The following is a 21,432-nucleotide window of genomic DNA, read 5'->3' as shown; positions in this document are numbered from 1 at the left end:
CCGACCTGCCCGCTCCCTCTGCCCCTTCATCGTTCCGACCCCCACGACCGGTTCACGCTTCCGGCGACGAATGTCCGCGAGACCGCGAGGAGCCACTCGATGACACCCCCCACCCCCCTCCACATCCACTCCGCCCGCCTCGTGGACGGCACCGGCACCCCTCCCCTCGACGACGCCGTAGTCACCATCGATGCCCAGGGCACCATCACTTACGCCGGCCCCGCGGCCACCGCACCCCCGCCCGACCCCAAGGCGCACCTCGTCGACGCCACCGGCCACACCGTCCTGCCCGGCTTCTTCGACTGCCACGTCCACCTCGCCTACGCCCATGCCTCACCCCCCGGCCGCCGCGCCGAACTGGACCCCGTCCTCGTCACCCTGGACACCACCGCGCGCCTGCGCGAGACCCTCGACGCCGGGATCACCACGGCCCGCGACCTCGGCGGCCTCGCGGCGGGATTCCGGACCGCCGTCGAGTCCGGCCGTATCACCGGCCCCCGCCTCCACACGGCCGTACGCATCATCAGCCACACCGGCGGCCACGCCGATCTCAGGCTCCGGGACGGCACCGACCTGAGCGGCGGGATGGCGGAGATCGCGGACGACGAGACGGGCGCGCGGCTCGCCGTGCGGCGGGTGCTGCGGGACGGCGCCGATCTGATCAAGGTGTGCGCGACCGGCGGGATGGGCAGCCCGTACGACGACCCGGACGACGAGGGGCTCACCGAGGACGAGATCCGGGCCGTCGTCGACGAGGCGCGCCGGCACGGCGGCCGGCCCGTCGCCGCGCACGCGCAGGGCAACGCGGGCATCCTCAACGCGATCCGAGGGGGCGTCACCAGCGTCGAGCACGGGTACGGCCTCGACGACCGCGCCCTCGACCTCGCGGGCGAGCGCGGCGTGTTCGTCGTACCGACCCTGTCGACCGTGTACGCCGGGATCGACAAGGCGAAGATGGCCGACTACCACTACCAGAAGAAGACCCGCTGGTCCGGCGTCACCAAGGAGAACATCGCGCGGGCCATCGAACGCGGGGCCAGGATCGCGCTCGGCACGGACGCGGCGGTCGGCCCGCACGGCGTCAACCTGATGGAGCTGAGCTACCTCGTCGACCTGGGCATGGACCCGATGGCCGCGATCGTCGCCGGGACCCGTACGTCCGCCGAACTCCTGGGCCTCGACGACGAGTTGGGCACTCTCACGGCAGGCCGCACCGGCGACCTGATCGTCTGCGCCGGGGACCCCCTCGCCGACATCGGCGTCCTCGGGGACCCCGCGAACATCGTGTGCGTCGTCCAGGGCGGCGTCATACGCAAGGACCTGAGGTGGTGACGCGGACGCGGGAGCGGCCCACCCGGACGGACCGCGTCCTGGCGTACGTCGAGCGGGCCGGGAACGCGCTGCCCAGCCCGGTCATTCTGTTCACAGCGCTCTTCCTGATCCTGGCCGTCGTCTCCACCGCGTTCGCCGTCGCCCGGGTGCGGGTGACCGTGCCGGGCACCGGGGAGAGCGAGCCGATCGGCGGCCTGTTCACCGGCGAAGGGGTGCGCTGGCTGACGGAGAACCTCGTCACGAACTTCGCGACGTTCCCGCCGATCGCCGCCGTCCTGCTGATGGTGATGGCGGTCGGCGTCGCGGAGAAGGCCGGGCTCCTCGACACGGTCATGCGGGCGACGCTGGCCCGCGCGCCGCGCGCGGTGCTGCCGTACCTGGTGGCGCTGGTCGCCTGCCAGGCGCACATGATCAGCGACGTCGCCTCCATCGTGCTGCCGCCGCTCGCCGCCGTCGTCTTCCGCAGCGCGGGACGGCATCCCGTGGCCGGGCTGATCGGAGGGTTCGCGTGCGTCGGCGCGGGGTACGCGGCCGGGTTCACGATCGGGTCGCTGGACGCGCTGTACATCGGCATCACGCAGAAGGCGGCGTCCGTACTGCCCGCCGCGCAGGGGCTCGACCTCAACCTCCTCGTCAACTACTTCTTCACCGCGTCCAGCAGCCTCGTCCTCGGACTGCTCGGCGGTTTCCTCATCAGCCGGGTCCTCGAACCGCGCCTCGGCGTGTACGAGGGGGACGCCCCGGACGACGAACCCGGGAACCTCGCCCTCACGCCCGTACAGCGCCGGGGACTGCTGTTCACGGGGCTCGCCGTCCTGACGTACACGGCCGGTGTCCTCGCCCTGTGGCTTCCCGACGGCGCCCCCCTGCGCGGCGAGGGCGGCGCGCTGGTGCCGTCGCCGCTGCTCTCCGGAGTCGTGGCGGTCCTGTTCGGGGCGTTCCTGCTGGCGGGGACCGTGTACGGGTTCACCGTGAAGACGCTGAGCGGGGCCGAGGGCGTGGTCGGCGCGATGACCGAGTCCCTGAAGGCGATGTCCGGGTACATCGCGCTGATGTTCGTCGCCTCGCAGGTCATCGCGCTGTTCACCTGGTCCCGGGTCGGGATCCTGCTCGCCGTGAAGGCCGCAGCCGGGCTCGACTCGATCGGGCTCACCGGGTTCTGGGCACTGGTCGCGTTCGTCCTGCTCGCGGCCTGCCTGAACCTGTTCATCGTCTCCGGCTCGGCCCTGTGGTCGCTGGTCGGGCCCGTCTTCGTCCCCGCCTTCATGCTGCTCGGCATGAGCCCCGCGCTCAGCCAGGCCGCGTTCCGCATCGGCGACTCCGCGACCGGGATCATCACGCCGATGAACCCGTACGTCTTCCTCCTCCTCGCGATGCTCCGCCGCTACGAACCCGACGCGCGCCTCGGCACGCTGATCTCGCGCCTCGCCATCTTCACCGTCCCCTTCCTCGCGGCGTGGCTCGTCATCCTGGCCGTCTTCTACGGCTTCGACCTGCCGCTCGGGCCGGGTGCGCGGATCGGGCTGGAGTGAGACGCCCACACCGGGGGCGCTCGCCGGACCGCGCACGCGCACCCCCTCCGTGGAACCACGTACCCGCCTACGCAACCCGTCGCCGGCCCCGCCACCCCCACCGCCCCTCCGCTAGCCTCCCCGCATGCCTCTCACGACCGACCAGTTGACCGGCTACCTGGGCGAGGGCCTCGACGCCGATCTGGCGCGCTGGTTCCCCGGCGCGGAGTACGCCTCGGTACCCGAGGACACCCGGCCGGTCGAGCCGTTCCTCGGGCGCCTCCCGGTCGCCGCCCGGGCGGCGCTGGCCGCCTTCGACCGCCGGGTCCGCGCGGGCCGCATGCCCGCCTTCCTCGACATCCACGACTGGTCGTACGCCTTCGAGTTCGCCGAGAACGACTGCCGGATCCTCGGCACCGACCACGAGACCGAACTCACCGACGACGACGTCTGGTCCGTCGGCGCCGACGGCGGCGGCAACTACTACGTCGTCCTCACCGACGGCAAGGTCGCCGTCTGGTCCCACGAGGAGGAGGTCATCGAGGAGGGCACCCAGTTCGACAACCTCGACGTGTACGTGTGGTCGCTGGTCCGCTACCACGCGATACGCCGGGGCGTTCTGCGGCTCGCGGACGTGGAGGCCGACTTCCAGGCCCTCGGCCAGCCGGGAGCCCTCGCGGAGACCGTGGGCCTCCTCGCGACCCTGCCGTCCTAGAGCGACCCCCCTACGTCTGCGACGCCCGCACCGCCGCCCGGTGCGAGTCCGCCAGCGGGCACGTGTCGACGTGCCGCATCAAGTGCCCCGTCAGCTCGGCCAGTTGCGTCACCTGTTCCGGGGACAGGGCGTTGAAGACGAGCGCCCGGACCGTGTCCACGTGTCCGGGCGCCGCCGCTTCCAGAGTGGTGCGGCCGGCCTCGGTCAGCCGGAACGTGACCCCTCGGCGGTCCGTCTCGCAGTCGCTCCGCTCGACCAGCCCCCGGCGCCGCATGCGCGCGAGCTGATGGGAGACGCGGCTCTGTTCCCAGTTCAGCGACGCGCCGAGATCCCTGGCCCGTACTCCCGCGTCGGCGTCGTTCAGCCGCCCCAGCACCTCGTAGTCCGCCACGGAGATCCCGTGGTCGTCCTGGAGCTGGCGTCCCAGGTCTGTCTGGAGGCGGGAGCTGAGCTGCATCAGTCCGTGCCAGGCGAGGAGTTCCTCGTTCGTGAGCCACTGCGTCATGGGGCCAGCGTAATGGAGTGAATGACAGGTCATATATATTGGATGATGTGTCATGGAGTTCGGCGCGGGTCCGCCGCGCCGCTCGTCTGCCGGGAGCCCCCATGGAACGGATCATCAACCGCGTCACCGAGAAGCAGCACCTCGGCCCCGACGCGCAGGTCGACGACAAGGCGCTCGTCTTCGTCCCCACCGACCCCGCGCTCACCGACCCGTTCCTGGCCCTGGTCGAGGACCGGTTCTCGGCGCCGGGCTTCGAGTGGCACCCGCACCGGGGCCTGGAGACCGTCACGACCGTCGTCGACGGCGTCCTCGAACACGGCGACAACCTCGGCCACGCGGGAGCCCTGGAACCCGGCGAGGTCCAGTGGATGACCGCCGGACGCGGCATCATCCACCGCGAACTCGCCTACCGCGACGAACACGCGCACGTCCTCCAGATGTGGCTCAACCTCCCCGCGGCGAAGAAGCTGACCCCCTCCCGCTACCAAGACCTCACCCGCGCGGCGATGCCCCGCGTCGAGACCCCGGGCGTCCGTATCGACGTCCACGCGGGCACCGTGGACGGCGTCACCGGCGCCGCCGACACCCACCACCCGGTCCAGGGCCTGGTCGCGACCCTCGACCCCGAGTCCTCGTACACGCTCGACGTCCCGCCGGAACACCGCCTGTTCGCGCACGTCATGAACGGCCGCCTCCTCGTCGCGGGCCGCGAGCTGCACGCGGGCCGCACCGGCTGGTCCGACCCCGTCGCGGGCCCCGCCGCCACGACCCTCCACCTCAAGGCCACCGACCCCGACCGCCCCGCCCGCGTCATGATCTACAGCGGCACACCCCTGCGCGAACCCGTCGCCCTCGGCGGCCCGTTCGTCATGAACAGCGAGCACGAGATCAGGAAGGCGTTCGCGGACTTCCGCAGCGGCACGTTCGGCCCGGTTCCGCGCACGGCACGGCTCGCCTACGACCGGTGACCCGCCCGGCCGCCCGCGGCGGACCCCCACCGGGCCCGTCGGTACGCTGATCACCCTGTGGCCCGCAGGAAAGGCAGGACCCCGCATGACCCCCCGCATGCCCCTCCGCTGCGCCGTACTCGACGACTACCAGGACGTCGCCCTGGCCTCGGCGGACTGGAGCCCCCTCGCCGGCCAGGTCGACGTACGCACCCTCCGCGAGAACATCACCGACCAAGACAGCCTGGCCCGCGAACTCGCCGACTGCGAGATCGTCGTGGCCATGCGCGAACGCACCCCCTTCGACGCCGCCCTCCTGAAGCGGCTCCCGAAGCTGCGGCTCCTGGTGACGACGGGCATGCGCAACGCGTCCATCGACCTCACGGCGGCGGCCGGACAGGGCGTCACCGTCTGCGGTACGGCGAGCGGCGCGACCCCGCCCGCCGAACTCACCTGGGCCCTGCTCCTGGGCCTCGCGCGCCACCTCACCACCGAGGCGCGGGCCCTGCGCGAGAACGGCCCCTGGCAGTCGACGCTCGGCCAGGACCTCGCCGGCCGCACCCTGGGCCTCCTCGGACTCGGCCGCCTCGGCAGCCAGGTCGCCCGCGTCGCCACGGCGTTCGGCATGGACGTCCTCGCCTGGAGCCAGAACCTGACGGCGCAGCGCGCGGCGGACGCCGGAGTACGACTCGCCGCCTCCAAGGAGGACCTGCTGACCCGCAGCGACTTCGTCTCGATCCACCTCGTCCTGTCCGACCGCACCCGCGGCCTCCTCGGCGAACCCGAACTGCGCGCGATGCGCCCCCACGCGTACCTGATCAACACCTCCCGCGCCGCGATCGTCGACCGGGACGCCCTGGTCCGCGCCCTGCGCGAACACTGGATCGCCGGAGCCGGCCTCGACGTCTTCGAGACGGAACCCCTCCCCGCCGACGACCCCCTGCGCACCCTCCCGAACGTCCTCGCGACCCCGCACCTCGGCTACGTCACCGAGCGCAACTACCGGACGTTCTACGGAGAGGCGGTCGAGGACATCGCGGCGTTCCTTGCGGGCACGCCGGTACGGGTGCTGACCCAGCGCTGAGCCCCGGGCTACTCGGCGTCCGGCACCAGACACGCGACGGCCGTCTCCAGCAACTCCCGCTGCCGCGCCAGGTGTTCACCGCCCGCCGGGGTGTCCACGAGTATCTGGTAGACCCGGCCCGCCTCCCCCGCCACGAACACCTCGACACGGCTGCGGGCGGCACTCTGCCCACGCCAGTGGTACCCGAGATCCAGCCGCACCCCCTCCTTCCCGCCCTGGCGGAACGCACGCGTCGTCGCCCGCAGAGCGGCCATGGACGACTCGGCCTCCTCGCGGTACCAGGCGAGCTGCCCGGCAGCCGCCGCCCGAGCGGTCGGCCCGTACGAGGTGTCACGCTTGAGGACGATCTCGTACGTGCCGCCGGGCGAGGCCCACGCGCTCTGGATCGCGTTCTTCTTGGTGCGCGTCCACCCGTCCGGAACGGCGAACACCGCTGTCAGCTCCGGCTCCGCCACCCGGCGCCACCCTCGCGGGAGCGCGGGCAGGGAGGGCGAGGGAACCGCCGCGGCGGTGGTCGCGGACGGCGGGGGAGCCGCTGAGGCGGTGCTCGGAGCACCGGGACGCGCGGCTGTCGCCCCAGGGAAGCCCGGCACCCCGAAGACGGCGAGCAGGATGCCCGCCACCGCCGCGAGCGCCGACACCAGCGCGGCGATCTCTCCCAACCGCCGTGCGGGAGCGCTCCTTTGATCCGGATCCTCAGCCATCCGCCCCTCCCAGCCGTCACCGGGGTCACCCCCCTTCCTCATTGAACGGGACCGGGACGCCACCGCAAAGACCGCGCGGATCACGCCGCCGGGCCGCGCACGACACGACGGCCACGATCCGGCCGCACATGTCCGCTGATCCGAACGGGTGCGTCCGCGCCGGGCAGTGGGCCGTTCGGCGCAGCCCGCACCCCCGGCGACCGGGCGCGCGGGTTTGCTGACCCCATGAGGACCTACTCGACGCGCCGCGCGCTGACCCTGCTGACCGTGCTGCTCGCGACGGCCCTGCCGACGGCCGAGGCACAGGCGGACCCCTCGGACTGCACCGCCGGGACCGGGCCCTACCAGCGGCAACTGGAACGGCACCTGAGACTCCCCGAGGACGGGCGCCAGTCACCCGCCGACTGTCGGGCCATCAGCGCCTTCCAGGCCCGCAGCGGCCTCTTCCCGGCGAACGGCTACGCCAACTACCCGACGTACCGCATGATGCTGGTCGCCCGCGCCGCCTCCCACCCCAACGCCGGCCGCCGCTGCCCCGTCGACGCCCACCGGGTGGCCTGCGTGGACCTCGCCCGCCAGCTGATGTGGGTGCAGCAGGGCAAGCGCGTGCTCTACGCCCCCGTACCGATCCGCTCGGGCCGCGACGGCTACGAGACCCGCACCGGCACCCACCGCGTCCACCTCCGCCACAAGGACCACTACTCGTCCCTCTACAACCGCTCCCCGATGCCCTACGCCCAGTTCTTCGACCGCGGCCGGGCGTTCCACGGCTCCTACGGGGACCTCTTCAAGGGCGGCTCCCACGGCTGCGTCAACCTGCGCGTGGGCGACGCGCGGCGGCTGTGGGGCGTGCTGCGGAAGGGGGACCGGGTGGTCGTGTGGGGGACCCGGCCGGGGATCGTGCGGGAGGCGGGCCCGGGGGCGTGAGCCTCAGCCGGTCCGGCGGATCAGCAGGACATGGTCGATGACCTCGGCCCGCTGACCGCCGGGGCCGGTCGCGACGCGCCGGGGGGTGTCGGCGCGCTCGACGCTCCAGACCGTCGGGTCGAGGGCGAGCCCGGCGGCGACCTCCTGCGGGCTCGGGTAGTGCGCGCCGGGATCCTGGTTCCACGACCACGGCGCCGCCGACCCGTGGTCGACGACCAGCAGCCGCCCGCCGGGCCGCAGCGCGTGCGCGGCCGTACGCAGCGCGCTCGCCCGGTCGAACGCGTACGGCGTCTGGAGGAACTGGGCGCTGACCAGGTCGAACTCCCCGGCGGGGAAGGACTCGCCGAGATCGTGGCGTACGGCGCTGACGCGCTCGCCGAGTCCGCGTGCGCGCGCGAGGTCCGCGAGGCGGCCGACCGCGACCGCCGAGATGTCGACGGACGTGACCTGCCAGCCCTGCCCGGCGAGCCACAGCGCGTCGCCGCCGTCGCCGCAGCCGAGGTCGAGCGCGTCGCCGGGTCCGAGTCCCGTCGCGATCTCCGTGAGGCGGGCGTTCGGGCGGGGATCGCCGTTCGCCTCGCGGGCCGCGTAGACGCCGTCCCAGAAGGTGAACGCGTCGGTGGTGTCCATCGGGGAACTCCTCGTGTCGGTGGACGGCCAGTCTCACCAGGGAGGCCGCGCGCGGGCACGGAAACTTGCGGGAACGGCAAAACCGGCCCCGCCGCGACGAGGGGGCCGGTCAGTTACGCAACGCCTTACGCGGAAGCCCCGCGCGCCCGCCGCCGCAGCGCGAACACCGTCGCCACCGCGCCCGCGGCCAGCACCCCGCCCCCGAGCGCGACCGGCACCACCGGAGACGTCGTGGACGTGTCGGCGGCGACGTTCTGCGCCTTGAGGTCGGCGATGTACCGCGGCGAGGGCGCCGTACGCGCGAAGTGGCCCGGGATCGGCTTCACCGACTTCACGGAGCCGTCCGTGTTCAGCAGCACCTGCTTGTTGTTCGGGTGCCGGAAGTCGAACATCCCGGCCAGGCTGTTCGCGCGCTCGTCGAAGGAACCGTCACCGATCCGCCCGGTGCACCAGTTGTCCTCGATGAACCGGGTGATCGACGCCTGCTCGGTCGCCGTGTGGTCGATCGCGTTCACCTTGCTGTACGGGGAGACGACCAGCAGCGGCTGCCGGGTGCCGGGGCCGCAGCGGTCGGCGTACCCGTGCGCGGCGGCCGGGCCCGCCTGGCAGGCGGGGGAGTCGACGGCCTTGCCGTTCGAGCCGGGCGTCGAGTCCTTGGAGCCGTTCAGGACCTTCGAGGTGACGTGGTCGTACCAGCCGTCGGAGTCGTCGTACGCGATCACGACCGCCGTCGACCTCCACTCCGGGGACTGCTGGAGCGCGTTGATCTCCTTGACCAGGAAGTGCTGTTCGTCGACCGGGTCCGAGTAGGCGGCGTGGCCGTCCTGGTACTCGGCGGCCTTGAGGAAGCTCACCGCGGGGAGGCGGTTGGCCTTGAGGGCCGCGTCGAAGTCGCTGAGGTCGTAATTGTGGTTCGCGCGGCCCGCGTGGCCGATCTCGGCGATGTTCTTCGGCGCGAGGTGGTGCGGGTTCGACGTCGACCTGTAGTACTGGAACGGCGAGTGGTGCGGCGAGTAGTCCACGACGGCCGCGCCGCCGACGTTGGTGTGCGTGGCGCCCGCGCACTTCGCGCGGTCCCCGCTCTTTCCGTCCCACGCGGTGCTCGGCCGGAACCCGCCCTGGAACCAGCCCCAGCTCACGCCCTTGGAGTTGAGCAGGTCGCCGATGTTCCTGCCCTGCATCTGCGCGAGCGCGTCGCTGCTGGTGCGGTCCTTGTCCGAGCAGTCGTCGAACGCCGGGTCGGGGTCGTTGACGACCGTGCCGACGCCCTTCGCGTCCGGCGAGACGACGGTGTACGCGTCGGGCTTCGCCGTCCGCCTGCCGGTCTTCGGGTCGACGGAGACGACGCCGTGGGTCTGGCCCGAGACCAGGTTCAGCGCGCCGGGCGTGGACGGGCCGTACACGGAGCTGAAGGAGTGGTCGCCGAGCGCGTAGTGCTGGGCGTAGTTCCACAGCGCGGTGACGGTGTTGCCGTCGTAGTAGTCCATGACCAGGCCGGGCTCACCGAACAGGCCGGTGCACTTGTCGACCTCGGTGTTCTCGACGTACTGGTCGGCCTTGCCGCCGTTCGCCGCGTACTGCTCCGGGCCGTAGGAGTGGTTCTGGTCGCAGGTCATCGCCTGCGCGGAGGAGAGCCGCTGGGGCGCGTACAGGTTCGGATTCTTCTTCAGCGGGCCCGTGTTCGACAGGTTGTCGGCCTTCGGGGTGCGCGCGGCGGCCCTGAACGTCGTGCCGTCCGTGTTCGCGGCCTGCGGGTAGGTGCCGAAGTAGTGGTCGAACGACACGTTCTCGTCGTAGATCACCACCAGGTGCTTGATCGGCGTCCCGGTGCGCGGGGTGCCGTGGTGGCCGTGCGCGCCGGCCGCCGAGGCGGGGGCGGCTCCGCTCGCCGCGGCCAGGGCGGCGGCGCCGAGCAGGGCGCCGACGCGCGCCAGGCGCCGTACGCCGGAGGGGGTGGGTGTGCCGATCATGCGGGTCTCGCCTTCCGGGAGAACAGGGGTGTACCGGCTACGGATCATGGGTAACGCGTGCGGCGGACCGGGGGAGAGGTGGTGACCGGGGGACGAACGGCGGGTCAGGACATGTCCATGCGAACTTGAACTTTTCTTGACACCGCCGGCATACGGTCAGGCGAGAAGAGTCCGGCCCAGCCAGTCCGACCCGTCCCGCACCCCGGGCAGCGCGAAGAAGTACCCGCCGCCGAACGGGCTGACGTAGTCCACCAGCGGCTCCCCGGCCAGCCTCTTCTGCACCGCCTCGAACTGCCGCGCCAGATCCTGCTGGTAGCACGTGAACAGCAGCCCCATGTCCAGGTTCCCGTTGCTGTCCACGCCCCGGTCGTAGTTGTAGCCCCGCCGCAGGATCCGCTGACCGTCCGTCGCGGACGTCCGCGGGTTCGCCAGCCGGATGTGACTGTCCAGCGGGATCACCGAACCCTTCGGGTCCTGCGGGTAGTTGGGTACGTCCGTCTCGCGCCGGCCGTCGAGCGGCGCGCCCGTGTCGCGGGCCCGGCCGAACATCCGCTCCTGCTCGGTGATCGAGACGCGGTCCCAGAACTCGACGAGCATCCGGATCAGCCGGACGACCTGGTAGGTGCCGCCGACCGCCCACGCCGGTTCGCCGTCGCCCGCGCCGACCCACACCAGGCGGTCCATCTCGCGGGCGCTGCCGGTGTCCGGGTTGGCGATGCCGTCCTTGAAACCCAGGTGGTTGCGGGGCGTTCCCGAGGGGCGCGGCGGGCTGACGAAGCCGTCCATGCGCCACCGGATCTGCATCCCGCCGCGCGTGTGCCGGGCGACGTCACGCAGGGCGTGCAGGACGGTGTCCGCGCTGCCCGCCGTGAACTGGACGCCGAGGTCGCCGTGGCACCAGTCCGGGTTCAGGTCGTCGTCCGGGAACGCGGGCATCGCCGTCAACCGGCGCGGTCTGCGGGCCGCGAGGCCGTAGCGGTCGTCGAACAGGGACGCGCCCACGCCGACGGTGACCGTCAGGCCGTCCGCCGCGACGACCGGGCCGAGGGTCCCCGAGTCGACGGGGGGTGCGGTGATACCCGCCTCGTCCGGGCTGCCGCCGGCCGTGAGGAACCGGGCGCGGGCGGTCAACGTCCGCAGCAGGTCGGCGAGTTCGGCGCGGTTCTCGGCGGTCGCGTCGAACGACACGTACGCCGTCGCCTTCTGGGCCGGTTCGACGATTCCGGCCTGGTGGACGCCGTGGAAGGGGGCGGCGGAGGGCGCCGCCACGGCCGTACCCCGGTCGGCGGCGACCAGGCCGGTTCCGGCGACCGCCGCCGCTCCGGCCAGGAAACCCCGGCGTCCGACTTCGCCGCTCACGCTGTCCTCCGTACGTCCGTCAGGGCGGCGACGTCCGCCAGCCGCTCGACCAGCCCGCTCACATCCGCGTCGACCTTCTCCCGCTGGGCGCGCGTCAGCTGTCCCAGCGGTTTGCCGTCGACCCCGTCCAGCGTGCGCCGGGCCCGGTCCATCCAGGTGTCCAGCTCGGCGAGCCCCGCGTCCCGCGTCGTCAGCAGGGGCCGCAGGAACCCGAGCAGCGCCCGCGTCCCGTCGAGGTTGGCCCGCACGGTCGCCAGGTTGCTGCCGCTCCCGCGGTCCGTGCGCCCCGTCAGCTCGAACTGCACGGCGTTCTCCAGGATCTCGTGCGCCCGCAGCCCCACGTCCGCCGGGTCCATCCGCTCGCCCGGCCAGTCCCGCTGGAGCGCGTGCACGGCGCGATCGAGCGCGTCGGCCGGCGCGCGCAGGCTGCTCGCGGACTCCCCGTGCCACAGCCCCCGCTCGACGCGGTGGAACCCCTCGTCCCGCCCGTTGATCGCCTCGTCCGCGTCCCCGAACGTGCCGTACGCGGCGCCCATCCGCTCGTACACGAGATGCGCCGGCAGCCACGCGGCCCGCGCGGCGGCCAGGTCGCCCCGGTCGACGGCCGCCTTGAGCACGTCCGTCGTCCGCGACAGCTCGACGGTCCGCGCCCCGATCCACTTCTGGTACGCCAGCGTCGGCGCGATCAGCTCCTGCTGCGTCACCGGCAGCGCGGCGGGCCCGCTCCTCGTACGGCTCCCCGTGATCCGTACGGTCGGCCCGGTCACGGCGTCCGCGTCGTCGGGCAGGCACTTGAAGGCGTACGACCCGTCGCCGAGCGTCACCCGCAAGGGCCGCCGCGTACCCGGTCCGAGCCCCTCGACCTCGCCGTACACCGCGCCGGTCCGGGCGTCGGTGAGGTACACCTCGGCGGCGGCGTCGGAGGTGTTGTCGAGGTCGAAGACCTGCCGCCCGCCCTCCGGTTTCTCCCAGCCGCGCCCGCAGTCGCCGGACGAGACCCGCACGGTGGTGTGGGGCAGCCCGTCCGGGGCCGCCGACGGCGTCGGGTGCGCCCCGCAGGCGGCCACGGCGACGAGCGCGCCGCCCACCAGCAGGGCGCCGCGGAACGGGGTCTCACGTGCGGGTTTCGGCACGCCGGGCCTCCAGGGGTGCGTGCGGACGAGGCGGCGCGGACGATCGTAGGCACGCCCTCGGACCCGATCCGGCCCCCTGACCCGCTCCTGACCGAACCCTGGCGCAGAATTCGCCCGGGGTTCATCCGAGGAGCGTGGCCAGCACGTGCGGCCACGCGGCGGCGCCGAGCCGCGCGTCCGCCTCGGGGGTGCCGCCGTAGCGGAAGCGCGGGGACGGCGGGAGCGGGGACTCCCCGGGGAAGCGGACGCGGTGACCCGCGTCCGGGTCTGAGACCAGGCGTGCGCCGGGGTGGCGTGCGGCCAGGTCCTCGGCGTGGGGGAGGGACGGCCACATCGCGTCGTCGCCGCCCGCCACCAGGAGCAGAGCGGCCCGGGAGACGGGGATGCGCGCTGCGGGGAGCAGGCGGGCGAAGGTCCGCTCACTGCGCTCGTACCAGCCCCGGATGGCGACCGGGTCCTCGGCCGGACGCGGCCACGTGTCGTCCATCGGGACGTACGGCAGGGGGCGGCCCCGCCAGGTCCACGACGAGCAGGGGGTGCCGTGCGGGCTCGACCAGACGAGGGAGGTGGGGGAGACGGCGACGACGGCGGCCACGCGCGGGTCGTGCGCGGCGGTCAGGAGAGCGGCCTCGGCGCCCTTGGACGTGCCGAGGATCGTGACCCGGTCCGTCCCGAGCAGGTCGAGCGCGCCGGTGAACGTCTCCAGCGGGACCTCGTCGATCCCCGCCGGCTGCCCGGGACCGCCGAACCAGCGGATCGACAGGGCCGTCAGCCCGTGCTCGGCGAGGAGACGGACGCGTTCGCGTTCGACGCGGCCACTGGAACCGGCGAGGACGAGGACGCCGGTGTCGCCGGCGCGTACGAGTTCATGGTCGTCGGGGCGCATGGGGTCAGCGTAGGGAAGGGCGCCGGACGTGGCGGAGCCCGGGAGTCGTATCCAGCTCCCGGGCCCCTGGGGATGCCACCCAATTGCGCACGCCGATGGCGTTTAAGAGAAAGGATCAGTCGTCAGGCCGACGTGTTCTTCCTTTGAACTACCGCGCCCTGAAAGAGAGGCGCAGGCGAGATTCGAACTCACATCCGACGGCGTTCGTCCCTTCCCGTTCGATCCGGCGATCGGTGGCGATGCTGAAGCTGGAGCGAGAGTCTGAGATTGATCGCGGTTGCCTCTGCCGGTTTGGGCTACCCCGGCGCGTGGTGCCGGGGGAAGGACTCGAACCTTCACTGTGACCGCGTTTTTCAGGCTGAACGTCTCAGTTTCAGCTTGCGCTCCCGCGTGGACCGGGCCTCAATTCCGGTCCGCGCATGTCGCGCACCCCCGCGCTCGCACGCGGGGGCGACTGTGGGGGTGTCAGCTGAACAGGTAGCCGAACACCGCGTCCCCGACCCGCCGGTCGGTGACCTCCGTGCCGTTCGCCTCCTCGCGGGCGAACTTCACGGCCTGCTGCAACTTCTCGACACGGTCCAGGAGTTCGTTGACCCGCCGGGCGGGCAGCGAGCCGGAGAACTTCACCGTCGTCCAGTAACCGATCGGCACGTCCTCGTAGTACACCTCGACCTGGGCCGGGTGCTTCTCCGTCGCTTCGGCCTTGACGTGGTTGCGCGGCGTCTTCTTCGTCCGGATCGTCCGTACGGGGTCCGTCTTCCACCAGTCCGTCGACGGGTCGAGGGACCAGGACTCGGCGGCGTCCAGCACCGGCAGCTTCTTGACGAAGGTGTGCAGATCGGTGAGCTGCTTCTCCAGGAACAGCAGGTAGCTCACCGGCACGTCCGCGACGACCGTCCGCCCGTCGACCACGACGTCCGCGCGGGCCGCGCAGTTCGCCCAGTCCTTCGTCGCCGTCACGTCGAAGAGCCGCGTCAGCGACGCGGACATCTCCCGCAGTACGTCCTCCGCCTTGACCTGAACCCGCGTGGACTCCGGCGGCAGCTGCTCGCCCTCCTCGTCCTTCGGCTGGTACGTACGCGAGATCCCGGTCAGCAGCGCCGGCTTCTGCACCTTGTGGTGCGCGGCGGTGATGTCCTGGAACGACTTGCTCTTGACGCCCTTTTCGACAGCGATGATCTGGTTGAGCTTCGCCATGTGGCCCCCCTTCGAACACACGAAAACCTAGCGGACGCCCGGCAGTTGAGTCGCGCGATTATTTCCCGGTGACCCGCACACCGCGATGATCGTTACGGCGGCATGAGAACGATGACGCGCCGAGCCGCCCTCACCACCCTCCTCACCACGGCCGCCGCCCTGGCCCTCGCGGCCCCCGCCGCGCCCCGCGCCGCCGCGGACCCGGCGTTCGACCAGCAGGTCCTCCAGCGCACCAACGACCACCGCGCCCGGCACCGCGTCCCGGCGGTCACCCTGGACCCCGAGATCAGCCGCTGGGCGCAGGACTGGGCCGACCACCTGGCCGCCCTCCAGCGCCTCGAACACCGCTCCGCCAACAAGTACGGCGAGAACCTCCACTACACGTGGCGCTCCGACGGCGCCTCGCCGACCGGCACCGAGGTCGTCGACGCCTGGTACAACCAGGTCCGCGCCTACACCTATTACGGCCGTGAGCCCGACATGGGCACGTTCAAGGAGTGGGGCCTGTTCAGCCAGGTCGTGTGGAAGTCCTCCGCCCGCATCGGCGTCGGCATGGCGAGGACGACGAACGGCAAGACGTACGTCGTCGTCAACTACGCGCCGGCGGGGAACGTCGCGGGCCAGTACGCGGCGAACGTCCTGCCACCCACGTGACGTACGGGAACGCGGTGACAGACTGATCCCATGTCGACACTCTTCACCCGCATCCTCTCCGGCGAACTCCCCGGCCGTTTCGTCTGGGAGGACGACCGGGCCGCCGCGTTCCTGAGCATCGCCCCCCTCACCCCCGGCCACACCCTCGTCGTCCCCCGCGAGGAGGTCGACCGCTGGACCGACGCGGACGCCGAACTCCTCGCGCACTGCGTGTCCGTGGCCCAGAAGATCGGCCGAGCCGCCCAGCACGCCTGGGACGCCCCCCGCGCCGCCCTGATCGTCGCCGGCTTCGAGGTCCCCCACCTGCACATCCACGTCGCACCCGTCTGGGAGATGGGCGACTTCGACTTCTCCAAGGCCGAGATCGAGAAGGACGAGACGAAACTGGACGAGGCGGCGGACCGGCTGCGGGGGGCGCTGCGGGAGCTGGGGTACGTGTCGCAGGCCCCGTGAAATCATCGGTGAACAGGGGCATTTCACCCCTCGGCCGAGCGGAAGGTGGAGCGGTGGCGCGAGTACTGGTCGTCGGTGGCGGGATCGCGGGCGCGGCGGCGGCGTTGGCTCTGGACAGGGCGGGGCTGGACGTCGAGGTGTTCGAGGCGCATCCGGACGCGGCGGAGGACATCGGGGCGTTCCTGACGCTCGCCAGCAACGGGATGCGCGCGCTCAGGGAGATCGGCACGACGGAGGCCGTCACCGCGATCGGGTTCCCGCTGAGGTCGATCCGCCTGCTGGAGAGCACGGGCGCCGAGGCGGCGCACGCGCCGATGGGCGAGGCGGCGGACCCGGCGCTGAACTTCCGCTGCCTGCGGCGCGAGGAGCTCGCGGTGGCGCTCCAGAAGGAGGCCGTACGGCGCGGCATCCCGATCCGGTACGGCGCCCGCCTCACGCACGTCGAGGAGCAACCCGGCGCCGTCACCGCCCACTTCGCCGACGGCGCCACGGCCACCGGCGGCCTGCTCCTCGGCGCCGACGGCCTCAACTCGGTGGTCCGGCAGGCGGTCGCGCCCGACGCGCGGCCGGCGTACGCGGGCCAGTACGTCTTCTACGGCTACACCACCGACGCCGGACCCGCCGCCGAGACCGACTGCTTCACCATGGTCCGGGGCAGCGCGGCGGCGTTCGGGTTCGCGTGTTCGCCGGACGGCGAGACGTACTGGTTCGCCCGGGTCGGCGGCGACCCGCTGACCGCCGAGCGGATCGAGGAGGGAACTCCGGAGGGCTGGCGCGAGCTGCTCGTACCGCTCCTGCGCGAGGACGATACCCCGGCCGCCGGCCTGGTCGCCGCGACCCCTGGCCGGCTCATGGTCACCAACGCGACGGAACTCCCGGTCGGCATGCCGTGGCGCTCCGGCCGGACCCTGGTCCTCGGCGACGCGGCCCACGCGGCGTCCCCCGCGACCGGCCAGGGCGCCTCGATGGCGCTGGAGGACGCCGTCGTCCTCGCGAAGTGCCTGCGCGACCTGCCGGACACCGACGCGGCGCTCGACCGGTACGAGGCGCTGCGCCGCCCGCGCGTGGAGCACAACATCGTCGCCAGCGGCGCCATGTCGCGGGGCACGTACAACGCGACCGACGCGAACGGCCGCCCGGTCGGCAAGACACGGCCCGGCGACGACACCCTCGCGGAACTCCTGGACTGGGAGGCCGATATCACCGATATCGCCGGTATCGGGGACTTCCCGACGGAGTGACCTGCGCGTCACCGGTCTGAGGCGGCACGGCGATTTCTCGCCGTGCCGCTCTTTTTGCGTCACATCGCTCAGCGGATTCGTGCTGCCCGGTTGACGTCACCGGTTAAACCGGTGACGATAGCTGTGTCAGCCTCCACTCGGCACCCCGCGAAAGGGAACTCCACATGATCGGCAGGCGCACCTTCACCAAGGCGATGGGTACGGGCGTCGCGGCCGTCTCGCTCGGCGGCATCCGTACGGCGTCGGCCGCATCCTCCGACTTCTCGCGGGTCAAGCAGGTGCGGGCCGGTCTCCTGGACGTCGGCTACGCCGAACTCGGCCCCGCGCACGGCCCCGCCGTGATCTGCCTGCACGGCTGGCCCTACGACATCCACAGCTACGCCGACGCCGCCCCGCTGCTCGCGGCCCGGGGCTACCGCGTGATCGTCCCGTACCTGCGCGGCCACGGCACGACCCGCTTCCTGTCCGACCGGACCGTCCGCAACGCCCAGCAGTCCGTGATCGCCCTCGACGTCCTCGCGCTGATGGACGCGCTGAAGATCGAGCGGGCCGTGCTCGCCGGCTTCGACTGGGGATCGCGGACCGCCGACATCGTCGCCGCGCTGTGGCCCGAGCGCTGCAAGGCCCTCGTCTCCGTGAGCGGCTACCTCGTCACCAACCGCGAGGCCAACCTCAAGCCGCTGTCCGCGACGGCCGAACACGCCTGGTGGTACCAGTACTACTTCGCCACCGAGCGCGGCAGGGCCGCCCTGGAGACCAGGGACCTGCGCCGCGACCTGGCCCGCCTGGTCTGGGAGACCGCCTCCCCGACCTGGTCCTTCGACGACGCCACCTTCGACCGCGCCGCCGCGGCCTTCGACAACCCGGACTACCCGGCGATCGTCCTGCACAACTACCGCTGGCGCCTGAGCCTCGCGGACGGCGAACGCCGCTACGACGCCCTGGAGAAGCGCCTCGCCGCGCGCCCCACGATCGGCGTCCCGACCATCACCCTCGACCCCGACCGCGACCCGTTCACCGCGCCGGGCGGCGGCACGGCGTACCGCGACAGGTTCACCGGCCCCTACGAGCACCGCACCCTGACGGGCATCGGCCACAACGTCCCCCAGGAGGCGCCCGCCGCCTTCGCGCAGGCCGTCGTCGACGCCGACCGTCTCCAGTCGAACCAGTGACGCACAAAGGAGCAACGACCATGGAAGACACCGCCGCCACGATCCGCCGGGCGAGGTTCGGCAAGCTGCCCGAGCGCGTCCGGTACGACGAACTGGTCGAGGAGAGGCCTGCGACTCCCCAAGACGCGGCGCGCTTCGACTACGACGCGGACGTCACCCGGCGCACCCTCGCGTGCCTCGCGCTCGACCTGGGGCTCTGAGCCTCTGGGGCTTGCTGATAGCCCTGTCACCGTACAGAATGGTGACGTGAACCTCGACCACGTCTTCGTCTGCGGCGACCCGGCGCTGGACTTCGCCGCCACCCTCCGGGCCCGCCGCTCCGCCCGCTTCGAGATGTTCGTGAACCCCGACCGCCTGACGGCCTGGTACGTCGAGTCCGGCATCGTCGACGCGGTCTCCCCGGCGCAGGACGGCGACGTCGAGGAGGCCAAGGCCGTCCGGGAGGCGATCTACCGGCTGGTGACCGCACGCCGGCTCGGTGAGGTGTACGACGGCGCGGCGCTGACGGTCGTCAACAACGCGGCCCGCAAGCCGTCGGCCGTACCGCAGCTCACCCCCTCCGGCCGCTGGACGCAGGCGACGCCCGAAGAGGCGCTCTCGTCGGTCGCGCGACGGGCCGTCGAACTGCTCAGCGGCCCCGACGTACCGCTCCTCAAGGAGTGCGGGAACCCCGAGTGCACCCGCACCTACATCGACCGGTCGCGGGGGACGCGGCGGCAGTGGTGCGGGATGGAGTCGTGCGGCAACAAGATCAAGGCGGCGGCGTACCGGGCGCGGAAGAAGACGGCGTCCGTATAGGGCTCCGCGCCGGGAGCCGGTGGACGACGCCGTGCACGGAGGCCGGTCTACCGCGAGTCGGGCCGCCTCGGGGGTCAGGGTGTGCGGAAGCCCTGGAACGTGACCTGCTTGCGGGTGACGAAACCCAGGCGTTCGTACAGGGCGCGGGCCGCCGTGTTCGTCTCGGCCACGTGGAGGAACGGGAGTTCGCCACGGGCGAGGATGCGGGCGGACAGCGCGTCGACGAGGCGCGCGGCGTGGCCCTGGCCACGGGAGCCGGGGTCCGTGCAGACCGCGCTGATCTCGGTCCAGCCCGGCGGGCGGAGGCGTTCGCCCGCCATCGCGATCAGCCTGCCGTCGGCCCGGACACCGAGGTAGGTGCCGAGTTCGACCGTGCGTTTCCAGAACGGCCCCGGACGGGTCCGCTCGACGAGGTCGAGCATCTCGGGTACGTCGTCCGCGCCCAACTCCACGATTCCGGCCGCCTGTTCGGGGCGCCTCTCGCCGGCCCACACCAACTGGCGGCCTTCGAGGACGAACACCGGCGCCCACCCGGACGGCGGCACGGCCGGCGAGCTGAACAGGTCCGCGAACCCGTCCGGCCCGAGGAGTTCCGCGAGATCGGCCCAGTCCGATGCGTCCGGCGCGAGGGGCACCGCCGAGAACGTCGCCACGTCCGCGAGATACGTGACCGCCCCGCCGACCCGGCGCGCGAGATGCGCGTGCGGTCCGCGCAACGATTCCCCCACCGGGTCGTCGAGCACCCCGACGTCACCGTTCTCCATCGCCCTCCGCCTTTCGGACCGTGTGTACCGGGATCGTCCGCCGATCATCGTACGTACCGCCCGGACCCCGGAATTCGCTTGCCCGGGGGCGACGAGGGCGGATGCAATGACGGTCATGATCAGTGAGGCGTGCCCGCCGGGACGGTACGAGGTGACGGGGCGGGTGCCGGTGGAGCCGGCCCGGTACGAGCGGTCCCGGTGCCACCTGGAGTGTGCCGGCGCGTGAACACGAACCCCGGAGCCATCCGTATCGGCGCCCTCGCGCCCCTCACCCGGCCCGGCTGGACCGAAGCCGGCCACCATCTCCTCGCCGGGCTCGAACTGGCCGTCCACGACATCAACGGCTCCGGCGGGATCTCCGGACGCCCCCTGGAACTCGTGGTCCGGGACACCGCCGCCGACCCCGACCGGGCGACGGCGGCCGTCGACGAACTCTTCGCCCTGGGCGTCGCCGCCCTCGCCGGTGAGTACCACAGCGTCGTCGCCCGGGCCGCCGCCACCCGGGCCGCCGCCCTCGGCCTGCCCTACCTCTGCTCGTCGGCGGTCCTCGACATCCTCACCGACCGCCCGACGGACCAGGTCGCCCGCCTCTCCCCACCCCAGTCCCGGGGCTGGCGCCTCTACGCGGACCACCTCCTCGCCGCCGGCCACCGCCGGATCGCCGCCGTGACCCAGCCCAGCGTGTACTGGGCTTCGGGCCTGCGCATCCTGCGCGACCACCTCGCCCCGCACGGCGCCACCATCCTCGAACTCGCCCCGGACACGGACCTCCTGGACCGCCTCGCCGCCGACGGCGCCACCGCCCTGCTCCTCCTGACCGGCCACCCCGAACCGGCCGTCCCGATCGTCCGCTCCGTACGCCGCGACCCCCGCCTCACCGGCCTCCTGATCGGCGCCCCCGCCGGGCAGCCGGAGTTTCCCGAGTGGACGCGCGCTCTCGGCACCGACGGCACCGGCATCCCCTTCCTGCGCTACCTCCCCGACCGGCTCACCCCCCTCGGCACCCGAGTCGACACGACCCTCCGCGAACGACTCGGCGCCCCGCCCTCCTTCGTCGCCCACGAGGGCTACGACACGGTCACTGTCCTCGCCGCCCTCCTGCGCACCCCCGGCCCCGACGCCCCTCACGCCACCGCCTCCTGGCCGCACATCACGATCGACGGCACCCGAGGCCGCATCCGCTTCTCCCACGCACCGGCCACAGGCATCTGGCAGTGGCCCGACCCACCCCTCCAGGTCACCGACCGGGACCCGGCGGCCCCCCACCGCTTCCGCACCCTCCGCACGGGCTGACCAAGGCCCCGCGCACCGGAAAGAGAGCGGCACGAAGAAGGCCGCGCGAGGCCAGGGCTCCGACGGCGGAGCGCCGGCACCGAAGGGCTCCCGCAGCTCCCGGCTTCCCCGCGCCGCTGCCGCTCCGCCTCCCCGCAGGGGCCGCGCCGCCCTCCCG

The 21,432-nt window shown here is 72.6% G+C and carries 22 protein-coding genes; 13 read left to right on the top strand and 9 right to left on the bottom strand.

Going from position 1 to position 21,432, the window contains the following annotated elements:
- Positions 1 to 99: 99 nt before the first annotated feature.
- From PV682_RS24905 to PV682_RS24895, 3 genes are all read left to right on the top strand, one after another.
- Positions 100 to 1,332: a metal-dependent hydrolase family protein gene (locus PV682_RS24905; RefSeq protein ID WP_319733504.1), complete on the top strand. Its 1,233-nt coding sequence runs from the start codon at positions 100 to 102 to the stop codon at positions 1,330 to 1,332.
- Positions 1,326 to 2,864 (top strand): AbgT family transporter, encoded by a 1,539-nt coding sequence (locus PV682_RS24900; RefSeq protein WP_319733502.1) that lies wholly within the window; start codon positions 1,326 to 1,328, stop codon positions 2,862 to 2,864. Before PV682_RS24905 ends, PV682_RS24900 begins: the two co-directional genes overlap by 7 nt.
- A 124-nt stretch (positions 2,865 to 2,988) precedes the next feature.
- Complete coding sequence (locus PV682_RS24895; RefSeq protein ID WP_319733500.1) at positions 2,989 to 3,558, top strand: hypothetical protein; 570 nt, start codon at positions 2,989 to 2,991, stop codon at positions 3,556 to 3,558.
- Between the two features lie 10 nt (positions 3,559 to 3,568).
- On the opposite strand, the gene PV682_RS24890 is transcribed toward PV682_RS24895, so the two are convergent.
- Positions 3,569 to 4,063, bottom strand: a complete 495-nt coding sequence (locus PV682_RS24890; RefSeq protein WP_319733498.1) for a MarR family winged helix-turn-helix transcriptional regulator — start codon at positions 4,061 to 4,063, stop codon at positions 3,569 to 3,571.
- A gap of 101 nt (positions 4,064 to 4,164) precedes the next feature.
- Here PV682_RS24890 and PV682_RS24885 point away from each other — a divergent pair, with 101 nt between their 5' ends.
- Together PV682_RS24885 and PV682_RS24880 are read left to right on the top strand one after the other, a co-directional pair.
- Complete coding sequence (locus PV682_RS24885; RefSeq protein WP_319733496.1) at positions 4,165 to 5,031, top strand: pirin family protein; 867 nt, start codon at positions 4,165 to 4,167, stop codon at positions 5,029 to 5,031.
- A 97-nt stretch (positions 5,032 to 5,128) separates the two neighbouring features.
- On the top strand, positions 5,129 to 6,094 hold the full coding sequence (locus tag PV682_RS24880) for a D-2-hydroxyacid dehydrogenase family protein (protein WP_319733692.1): 966 nt from the start codon (positions 5,129 to 5,131) through the stop codon (positions 6,092 to 6,094).
- Between the two features lie 8 nt (positions 6,095 to 6,102).
- Here the strand turns inward: PV682_RS24880 and PV682_RS24875 are convergent, their stop codons facing one another.
- Positions 6,103 to 6,798: an RAD23 family protein gene (locus tag PV682_RS24875; protein ID WP_319733494.1), complete on the bottom strand. Its 696-nt coding sequence runs from the start codon at positions 6,796 to 6,798 to the stop codon at positions 6,103 to 6,105.
- A 225-nt stretch (positions 6,799 to 7,023) separates the two neighbouring features.
- Between PV682_RS24875 and PV682_RS24870 the strand changes: the two genes are divergently transcribed.
- Positions 7,024 to 7,725, top strand: coding sequence for a L,D-transpeptidase (locus PV682_RS24870; protein WP_319733492.1), 702 nt, complete (start codon positions 7,024 to 7,026; stop codon positions 7,723 to 7,725).
- 3 nt (positions 7,726 to 7,728) lie between these two features.
- On the opposite strand, the gene PV682_RS24865 is transcribed toward PV682_RS24870, so the two are convergent.
- The 6 genes from PV682_RS24865 to PV682_RS24840 all read right to left on the bottom strand — a co-directional run bounded on the left by PV682_RS24865 (position 7,729) and on the right by PV682_RS24840 (position 14,900).
- Complete coding sequence (locus tag PV682_RS24865) at positions 7,729 to 8,355, bottom strand: class I SAM-dependent methyltransferase (protein ID WP_319733490.1); 627 nt, start codon at positions 8,353 to 8,355, stop codon at positions 7,729 to 7,731.
- A gap of 125 nt (positions 8,356 to 8,480) precedes the next feature.
- The gene (locus PV682_RS24860; protein WP_319733487.1) at positions 8,481 to 10,325 is read right to left on the bottom strand and encodes a phospholipase C; all 1,845 of its coding nucleotides are present in this window, start codon (positions 10,323 to 10,325) and stop codon (positions 8,481 to 8,483) included.
- Positions 10,326 to 10,481: 156 nt separating this feature from the next.
- The gene (gene efeB / locus PV682_RS24855) at positions 10,482 to 11,684 is read right to left on the bottom strand and encodes an iron uptake transporter deferrochelatase/peroxidase subunit (RefSeq protein WP_319733485.1); all 1,203 of its coding nucleotides are present in this window, start codon (positions 11,682 to 11,684) and stop codon (positions 10,482 to 10,484) included.
- A complete protein-coding gene (locus PV682_RS24850) occupies positions 11,681 to 12,817 on the bottom strand; it encodes an EfeM/EfeO family lipoprotein (protein ID WP_319733483.1) in 1,137 nt (378 codons plus the stop codon). Before PV682_RS24850 ends, efeB begins: the two co-directional genes overlap by 4 nt.
- 121 nt (positions 12,818 to 12,938) lie before the next feature.
- The gene (locus tag PV682_RS24845; RefSeq protein ID WP_319733480.1) at positions 12,939 to 13,703 is read right to left on the bottom strand and encodes an acyl-CoA thioester hydrolase/BAAT C-terminal domain-containing protein; all 765 of its coding nucleotides are present in this window, start codon (positions 13,701 to 13,703) and stop codon (positions 12,939 to 12,941) included.
- Positions 13,704 to 14,168: 465 nt separating this feature from the next.
- Positions 14,169 to 14,900 (bottom strand): DUF7873 family protein, encoded by a 732-nt coding sequence (locus tag PV682_RS24840; RefSeq protein ID WP_319733478.1) that lies wholly within the window; start codon positions 14,898 to 14,900, stop codon positions 14,169 to 14,171.
- A 102-nt stretch (positions 14,901 to 15,002) separates the two neighbouring features.
- Here PV682_RS24840 and PV682_RS24835 point away from each other — a divergent pair, with 102 nt between their 5' ends.
- From PV682_RS24835 to PV682_RS24810, 6 genes are all read left to right on the top strand, one after another.
- Positions 15,003 to 15,554: a CAP family protein gene (locus PV682_RS24835; protein WP_319733476.1), complete on the top strand. Its 552-nt coding sequence runs from the start codon at positions 15,003 to 15,005 to the stop codon at positions 15,552 to 15,554.
- Between the two features lie 30 nt (positions 15,555 to 15,584).
- Positions 15,585 to 16,007, top strand: a complete 423-nt coding sequence (locus PV682_RS24830; RefSeq protein WP_112475545.1) for an HIT family protein — start codon at positions 15,585 to 15,587, stop codon at positions 16,005 to 16,007.
- A 53-nt stretch (positions 16,008 to 16,060) separates the two neighbouring features.
- Positions 16,061 to 17,248, top strand: a complete 1,188-nt coding sequence (locus PV682_RS24825; RefSeq protein WP_407705737.1) for an FAD-dependent oxidoreductase — start codon at positions 16,061 to 16,063, stop codon at positions 17,246 to 17,248.
- Between the two features lie 164 nt (positions 17,249 to 17,412).
- Positions 17,413 to 18,420: an alpha/beta fold hydrolase gene (locus PV682_RS24820; protein ID WP_319733473.1), complete on the top strand. Its 1,008-nt coding sequence runs from the start codon at positions 17,413 to 17,415 to the stop codon at positions 18,418 to 18,420.
- A gap of 20 nt (positions 18,421 to 18,440) precedes the next feature.
- On the top strand, positions 18,441 to 18,620 hold the full coding sequence (locus PV682_RS24815) for a hypothetical protein (RefSeq protein ID WP_055718932.1): 180 nt from the start codon (positions 18,441 to 18,443) through the stop codon (positions 18,618 to 18,620).
- A gap of 46 nt (positions 18,621 to 18,666) precedes the next feature.
- Entirely contained in the window at positions 18,667 to 19,218 is a 552-nt protein-coding gene (locus PV682_RS24810; protein ID WP_319733470.1) for a CGNR zinc finger domain-containing protein, read from the top strand.
- Between the two features lie 74 nt (positions 19,219 to 19,292).
- Here the strand turns inward: PV682_RS24810 and PV682_RS24805 are convergent, their stop codons facing one another.
- A complete protein-coding gene (locus tag PV682_RS24805) occupies positions 19,293 to 19,982 on the bottom strand; it encodes a GNAT family N-acetyltransferase (RefSeq protein ID WP_319733467.1) in 690 nt (229 codons plus the stop codon).
- 222 nt (positions 19,983 to 20,204) lie between these two features.
- Between PV682_RS24805 and PV682_RS24800 the strand changes: the two genes are divergently transcribed.
- Entirely contained in the window at positions 20,205 to 21,275 is a 1,071-nt protein-coding gene (locus PV682_RS24800) for an ABC transporter substrate-binding protein (RefSeq protein WP_319733465.1), read from the top strand.
- Positions 21,276 to 21,432 lie beyond the last annotated feature (157 nt).

Source organism: Streptomyces niveiscabiei, assembly GCF_033794345.1.
Taxonomy (GTDB): Bacteria; Actinomycetota; Actinomycetes; order Streptomycetales; family Streptomycetaceae; genus Streptomyces; species Streptomyces niveiscabiei.
The sequence above is the reverse complement of the archived record's forward strand: the minus strand, read 5'-3'. Positions and strand labels throughout refer to the sequence as shown.